This is a genomic window from uncultured Ralstonia sp., from assembly GCA_913056305.1.
Taxonomy (GTDB): domain Bacteria; phylum Pseudomonadota; class Gammaproteobacteria; order Burkholderiales; family Burkholderiaceae; genus Ralstonia.
In genome coordinates this window covers 1-6,490 of sequence record CAJXMR010000243.1, presented here as the reverse complement: position 1 = coordinate 6,490, position 6,490 = coordinate 1, and the positions used below count along the sequence as shown (strand labels likewise).

Genomic DNA, 6,490 nt, shown 5'->3' with positions numbered 1-6,490 from the left:
GGTGGTGATGGTCACGCACGATGTGGATGAAGCGGTGCTGCTGGCGGACCGCATCGTGATGATGACGAATGGGCCGGCTGCGACGATTGGTGAGGAGTTGACGGTGGATTCGCCGCGGCCTCGGGATCGGATGGCGTTGGCGGAGGATGCGACTTATCACGCTTGCCGGACGGCGGTGTTGGATTTTCTGTATCGGAAGCAGAGGCATCCGGTGGCGGAGGCGGCTTGATTCACTGTGGGGATGGCTTTGTTGTTTTACCTTGGTGGTCCATCTCCTGTTTCATGCCCCGGCAGGGGATGAAACAAGGGATGCACCACCAGGGCAAAAAACACCGCGACATGGCGCCAGCGCGCAACCCACAGCGCTATGATCACCCCCGAGCCCATCACCCGCGCCATGAACAATGCCTGCCCCTCCCATCCTCCCCGACACCGCCGCTGAAGACGCCCTCGCGAACGCCCCCTTCCCCGCTGCCCGCTTCATCAAGGAAATTGGCCGCGGCGCAGACGGCGCCCGCGCGCTAGTCAAGCACGATGCCCGTGCGCTCTTCACGGCCATGCTGGAAAGCCGCATCTCCGACGTGCAGCTCGGCGCCATCCTCATGGCCTACCGCATCAAAGGCGAGACCCCGGAAGAACTCGACGGCATGCTCGAAGCCACGCATGCGCATTGCCGGCCGCTGCCGGCGCCGGACACGCCCGAGCATGCGTTGCCAGTTGTCATCCCCAGCTACAACGGCGCCCGCCGCCAGCCGAACCTGGTGCCGCTGCTGGCCAAGCTGCTGGCGCGCGAAGGTGTGCCGGTGCTGGTGCATGGCATCCGCCGCTTCGACGGCCGCGTCACCACGGCTGCGCTGTTCGAAGCGCTCGGCTGGCCGGTCTGCGAACACATGGACGACGCCCGCGAGCGCCTGGAGCGTGATCGCCTGGCCTATGTGCCGATCGACGTGCTCTCTCCCGAACTGACGGCACTGCTGGATAAGCGCGAGATCGTCGGCCTGCGCAATTCCGCCCACACGGTGGTGAAGATGCTGCAGCCCGTCGGCGGGCACGCGCCGCACGAGGCGCTACGGCTGGTCAGCTACACGCACCCGGAATACCGCGACACGCTCACCGATTACTTCCTGCGCCATCCGGCCAACGTGCTGCTCTCGCGCGGCACCGAGGGCGAGGCGGTGGCCGACGCGCGCCGCGGCAGCGCCATCGAGTGGCTGCATGACGGCGAGCATGAAACCGTGATCGAAGCAGTGGAAGGCTCCAGCGGCACGCCGCCGGAGCTGCCGGCCGGCACCGACGTTGCGGCAACGGCGCGCTGGATCGAAGCGGTGCTGAGCGGCACGCAGCCGGTGCCGGAGCCGATCGCCAGGCAGGTGCGCGCGATCGTGCGCTGCGCGCGCCCGGCGCAGGCAGCCTGACGACCTAGGCGCCGCCGTGCTCGGTCGTCAACGCGCCGGCAGCGGAATGCGCTCGGTCTCGCCCGGCACGTGGGCGAAGCGGTCGTCCTGCCAGCGCTGCTTGGCGTCTTCGATGTCGGCCTGATCGCTGGCGACGAAGTTCCAGTAGATGTGCCGCCGGCCGTCGGTCGGTGCGCCGCCCAGCAGCATCACGCGTGAGGACACCTGCGCGGTGAGCGTCACGTCGCCGCCGGGCTCCAGCACCGCCAGATGCTGCGGGTCGAGTGCCTCGCCGTCGATCGTGACGGCGCCGTCGACGAGATAGACGCCGCGGTCTTCATGCTCGGGCGGGATGACCAGCGATGCGCCGGCCGCCAGCTCCAGCGCCACATACAGGGTGCGGGAAGAGACCTGCACCGGCGCCGTCAGTCCAAACGCATCGCCGGCAATGACGACCCCCTGCACGCCGGGGCAGTCGAACTTGGGCAGCGTGTCGGCGGCATGGTGCGCGAAGCTGGGCGCGACTTTCTCCTGGTCCTTCGGCAATGCCACCCAGGTCTGGATGCCGTGCAGGCGCTCGCCGCGTGCGCGCGCCTCGGGCGACGTGCGCTCGGAGTGCGCGATACCGGTGCCGGCCGTCATCCAGTTGACGTCACCGGGGACGATGGTCTGCACGCTACCCAGGCTGTCGCGGTGGACCATGCTGCCGTCAAACAGGTAGGTGACGGTGGCCAGCCCGATGTGCGGGTGTGGCCGCACGTCGACACCGTCGCCCGGCGCGAAGTCGACCGGGCCCATGTGGTCGAAGAAGATGAACGGCCCCACCGTCTGGCGCGCGGCGGACGGCAGCACGCGCTTGACCGAGAAGCCGCCCAGGTCGCGCACGTGCGGACCGATGATGTGCTGGATCGATGTCATGGCTGGGTCCTGTGCTCAAGCGCGTTCGGCGAGTTCGGTATCGATGCTGATCTCCACCTCGGTCATCAACTTGTGGACCGGGCACTTGCCGGCGACGCGCAGCAGGTCGGCGCGCTGCTCGTCGGTCAGATTGCCGTGCAGCGTGAGCACGGTGCGCAGCTTGTAGCGGCCCTGGCGCTCCTGGCTGCCATCAGCCTCGACCGCCACGTCGATGGAGTCCAGCGGGTACTTGCGCTGGCGCGCGTAGAGCGTGACCGTGAGCGTCTTGCAGGCGGCCAGCGCGGCATTGAAGTACGCATGCGGATCGGGCGCGCTGCCCTCGCCGGTGGGCTTGGGCACGTCGGTGTAGGTCACCCCTTCCGGGAAGGTGACTTTGTGGCGGAAAAGACCTTCCACATCCTTGCTGACGACGATGGTCATGACGGCTCCTGAGCGTGGCCCGGCGCGCGACAGGCGCGCCACCCCGGCAGTGTAATCAACTGTGCCGACGGCGCACCAAGTGGTGCGCTCGACGCTTTCCTCGCAGCCCGTGTAGCCGGCCTCCCCCCTGACCGGTGGTTTGATCCGGAAACGCTCAAGTCGGCCGTGCTTGCTGCCGTTTCACCGGGTAGGACACCCACGTCCAGATTTCAGACCGTCCCCACACGCGCCCTCGCATGGTTTCTCCGCGCCCGTTTGCCGCCGCTGCCGGTGTCATCGGATTGTTCCTCCTGCTGTTTGCCCTCACCGTCATGGGCGGTTGGCTGCTGCATTGGCCGTGGGCGGTGACGCTCGGGAGCGCGCAGCAGGTGATCGTATTCGGTACGGGGATCAACCTGGCGCTGCTCGGCATGGGCGTGCTCACGCTGGCCGTGGGCAGTGCACGGCCAGCGTTGGCACCGCGTGCCGCCGCCGTGGCGACGGTGTGCGGTGGCGCGGTCGCCCTGCTGTGCGTGTTGCGCAACATCGAGGCAGCGACAGGCTGGGCGGTGGCGCTCGACGTGCAGGAAGTGCACCGGTGGCTCGACCGCCAGTGGCTATCGGACTGGGCCGGCGCGCTGAACCCCAGCCAAGCGCTTGCCCTCGGCACCACCGGGCTGGCCCTGGCGTTGGCACCCTGGCTCTCACGCTGGCGCCGCGTGATGCTGCTGTGCGCCCTGCTGGGCGTGTCGCTGCTCGTCAGCAGCGCGGATCTGCTGGGCGAGGCGATGTCGCTCGACTATCTGTACCCGACCTGGCTGAAATGGCGCGCGTCGGATGCCTCCGCACTATGCAACATGCTGGCGGTCATCGCGATCGGCTGCGCGGCATGGGCTCGCTCCCCACAGCGGTGGCAACCCAGGCTGTCGCAGGAAGACACCATCGTGTGGATCAGCGGCGGCTGCATGGCGCTGGCCGGCCTGGGCGCCACCATCACCGCCTTCATCCTGCAGATCGACGGCGCCAACACGACCTTCAGCAACATGCGCACGCGGGCGCTGGCCAGCTACGCCGAGGAATTCGACCAGGCCTTGGCGGCGCGCGCCGAGAACCCGCGCCTGATCGCGGCCGTGATCCGCGTGCAGGACGTGATGCGCCGCCCCGCCGACAACGCGGCGCGCCTGCGCGGCATGACGGCGCTGCAGAGCTACCGCGACCAGGGCTATTCCTACCTGGCGCTGCGGACGCTGGCGGGCGAGCCGGTGCTCAGTCTCGGCAGCGCGGCGCCACATCCGGAGCTGGCCATCCCGCTGCACGCCGGCCTCGCGCCTGAGCGCGCGACGCTGCAATGGGTACGCGGTTTCGCCATGCGGACCGAAACGCCGGTCATGGCCGACGGCCTGCAGGTCGGCTGGCTGGTCGCCGAGCAACCGCTTGCGCACATGACGCGCCGCTATACCGACACGGCCGGCCTGGGCGAGACCGAAACGCTGGCCATGTCGGGCCGAGACACGCGCGGGCGCTTGATGTCGTTCCCACAGCGCTTTGACAACGCCGTCTTCGAGCTGCCGGCCTGGACGCTCGAATCCCAGCCGCTGCCCTCGCGCATGGCCCTGGCCGGCCAGACCGGCTATGGCCAGTGGCACGACATCCACGGCACGCCGACCGCCTTCAGCTACACGCCCATCGGCCACACCGGCCTCGCGCTCATCAGCAAGATCACCAGCGCCGAGCTCTACGCACCGATGCGCCAGCAGTTCGAGCGCCTGAGCGCCCTCATGCTGTGCCTAATGATGGCCGGCGTGGTGACGATCCGCCTGACGGTGCGGCCCTTCGCCAACCGGCTGGCGGCCTCCGAGCGCGCGCTGCGCAAGGCCAACGAAAACCTCGAGCGCCGGCGCGATGCCCTGCGTGCCAGCCGCGAGCAACTGCGCCTGGTGGCCGACAACGTGCCGGCCCAGCTGAGCTATATCGACACGGACAACGTCCTGCGCTTCGCCAGCCGCACCCTGCTCGAAGCCTTTGGCCGCAGCGAGGCCGACATGCTCGACCACCACGTGCGCGAGCTCTACGCCCCCGACGACTACCGCGCCCTGCTGCCCTACATGACCGAGGTGCTGGCCGGCTACCCCGTGCAGTTCGAGCTGACCTCGATGCGCACCGGCACGCCACGCCACCTGAGCGGCCACTACTACCCCGACTACGATGATCGCGGCACGCTGCGCGGGTACTTCTCGGTGCTGCAGGACCTGACCCTGCGCACCAATGCCGAGCTGGCCCTGGCACGCAGCGAGCGGGCGCTCAAGCTGGTGCTCGACAACGCCCCGCTGCTGGTCTCGCACATCAACGCGTCCGAGGTCTTCACCTTCTGCAACGTCACCCATGCCCGCTGGCTGCAGCGCACGCCTGACGAGGTGTGCGGCCGCCGGGCACGCGAGGTGTTCACGCCGGGCACCTATGCGCTGCTGGCGCCGTACATCGAGCGCGCGCTGGCCGGAGAATCGGTCGAATTCGAGATCAACGCGCCGTGGTATGAGCGGGCGAACGGCGTGGGTGCTCGCAGCCGCACGCGCTACTTCCGTGGCCAGTTCGTGGTCGACGCCGCCGACACCGGCGAGCACGACGGCTTCTACGCCTTCGTGCAAGACGTGACCGAAGCCAAACGCAGCGAGATGGAGCTCTCGCGCATGGCGCACTTCGACGCCCTCACCGGCCTGCCCAACCGCTACGAACTCTACGACCGGCTGCGCACCGCCCTGGAGCGCCGCCAGCGGCAGCCTGCGCCGATGGGCGTGCTGTACCTGGACGTGGATCACTTCAAGCACATCAACGACACCTACGGCCATGCCGCCGGCGACGCGGTGCTGGTCGAGGTCGCCCGCCGGCTGCAGCACACCGTGCGCCGCACCGACACGGTCGCGCGCCTTGCAGGTGACGAATTCGTCATCCTGCTCGACCCCATCGACGCCCCCGATGACGCGCTGCACACCGCACAGAAAGTGGTGGCGGCGATTCGCCCGCCCATCCATCTGCGCGGCGACGTCGCGCTCAATGTCACGGCCAGCATTGGCGTCGCCTGCCCCGCCGCAGACGCTACCGACGCCGACGCCGTCCTGCGCGAGGCGGATCGCGCACTTTACTGGGCCAAATCGCGCGGCCGCGATACCGCGGCGTGAAGGCGGCATCACCGCCCCGATGACGCGAACCGATGCCGCGTCAGACAGTCTATGACTGGGTATGCCATTCATTCTGTTGCGCCGCAAACACCACACTATTGACAAATGTGATCTGATTTACGGGAACTATCAACCTGAAGAAAAGGTCCTATTAGCACTCATCCAGATGGAGTGCTAAGATGCCTCTCCAAACTTCCACTGGATTTCGACAGGAGTCCTGAGTGAACGCAGTCATTCCCGTGAATACCGCTTCCGCCATCACCGTGCAGCCCTCGGCCAATGCCTGGGCGCTGACGTTCCCCGGCAGCCTGGGCAACATCGACGCCTACATCCAGAGCGTCAACCGGGTGCCGATGCTTTCGGCCGAAGAAGAACAACGTCTGGCGCGCGAGTACCGCGACGACGACAACCTCGATTCCGCGCGCCGCCTGGTGCTCTCGCACCTGCGCCTGGTGGTGTCCATCGCCCGCCAGTACCTGGGCTACGGCCTGCCGCATGCCGACCTGATCCAGGAAGGCAACATCGGCCTGATGAAGGCCGTCAAGCGTTTCGACCCGGATCAGGGCGTGCGTCTCGTCTCGTACGCGATGCACTGGATCAAGG

The 6,490-nt window shown here is 67.9% G+C and carries 5 protein-coding genes and 1 pseudogene; 4 read left to right on the top strand and 2 right to left on the bottom strand.

Features of this window, described 5'->3' with window-relative positions; genetic code table 11:
• A pseudogene (locus QZ609_RS23140) lies at positions 1 to 229 on the top strand (ABC transporter ATP-binding protein); the annotation flags it as partial.
• A gap of 175 nt (positions 230 to 404) precedes the next feature.
• A complete protein-coding gene (gene ybiB, locus QZ609_RS23135; protein WP_295499889.1) occupies positions 405 to 1,415 on the top strand; it encodes a DNA-binding protein YbiB in 1,011 nt (336 codons plus the stop codon).
• A gap of 27 nt (positions 1,416 to 1,442) precedes the next feature.
• Here the strand turns inward: ybiB and QZ609_RS23130 are convergent, their stop codons facing one another.
• Complete coding sequence (locus QZ609_RS23130) at positions 1,443 to 2,312, bottom strand: pirin family protein (protein ID WP_295499887.1); 870 nt, start codon at positions 2,310 to 2,312, stop codon at positions 1,443 to 1,445.
• A 15-nt stretch (positions 2,313 to 2,327) separates the two neighbouring features.
• The gene (locus QZ609_RS23125) at positions 2,328 to 2,732 is read right to left on the bottom strand and encodes an OsmC family protein (protein WP_295499886.1); all 405 of its coding nucleotides are present in this window, start codon (positions 2,730 to 2,732) and stop codon (positions 2,328 to 2,330) included.
• A 236-nt stretch (positions 2,733 to 2,968) separates the two neighbouring features.
• Here QZ609_RS23125 and QZ609_RS23120 point away from each other — a divergent pair, with 236 nt between their 5' ends.
• Together QZ609_RS23120 and QZ609_RS23115 are read left to right on the top strand one after the other, a co-directional pair.
• Entirely contained in the window at positions 2,969 to 5,887 is a 2,919-nt protein-coding gene (locus tag QZ609_RS23120) for a diguanylate cyclase (protein WP_295499885.1), read from the top strand.
• Positions 5,888 to 6,108: 221 nt separating this feature from the next.
• Positions 6,109 to 6,490, top strand: a 382-nt coding sequence (locus QZ609_RS23115; RefSeq protein WP_295499883.1) for a sigma-70 family RNA polymerase sigma factor, incomplete at its 3' end; no start/stop codon positions are given.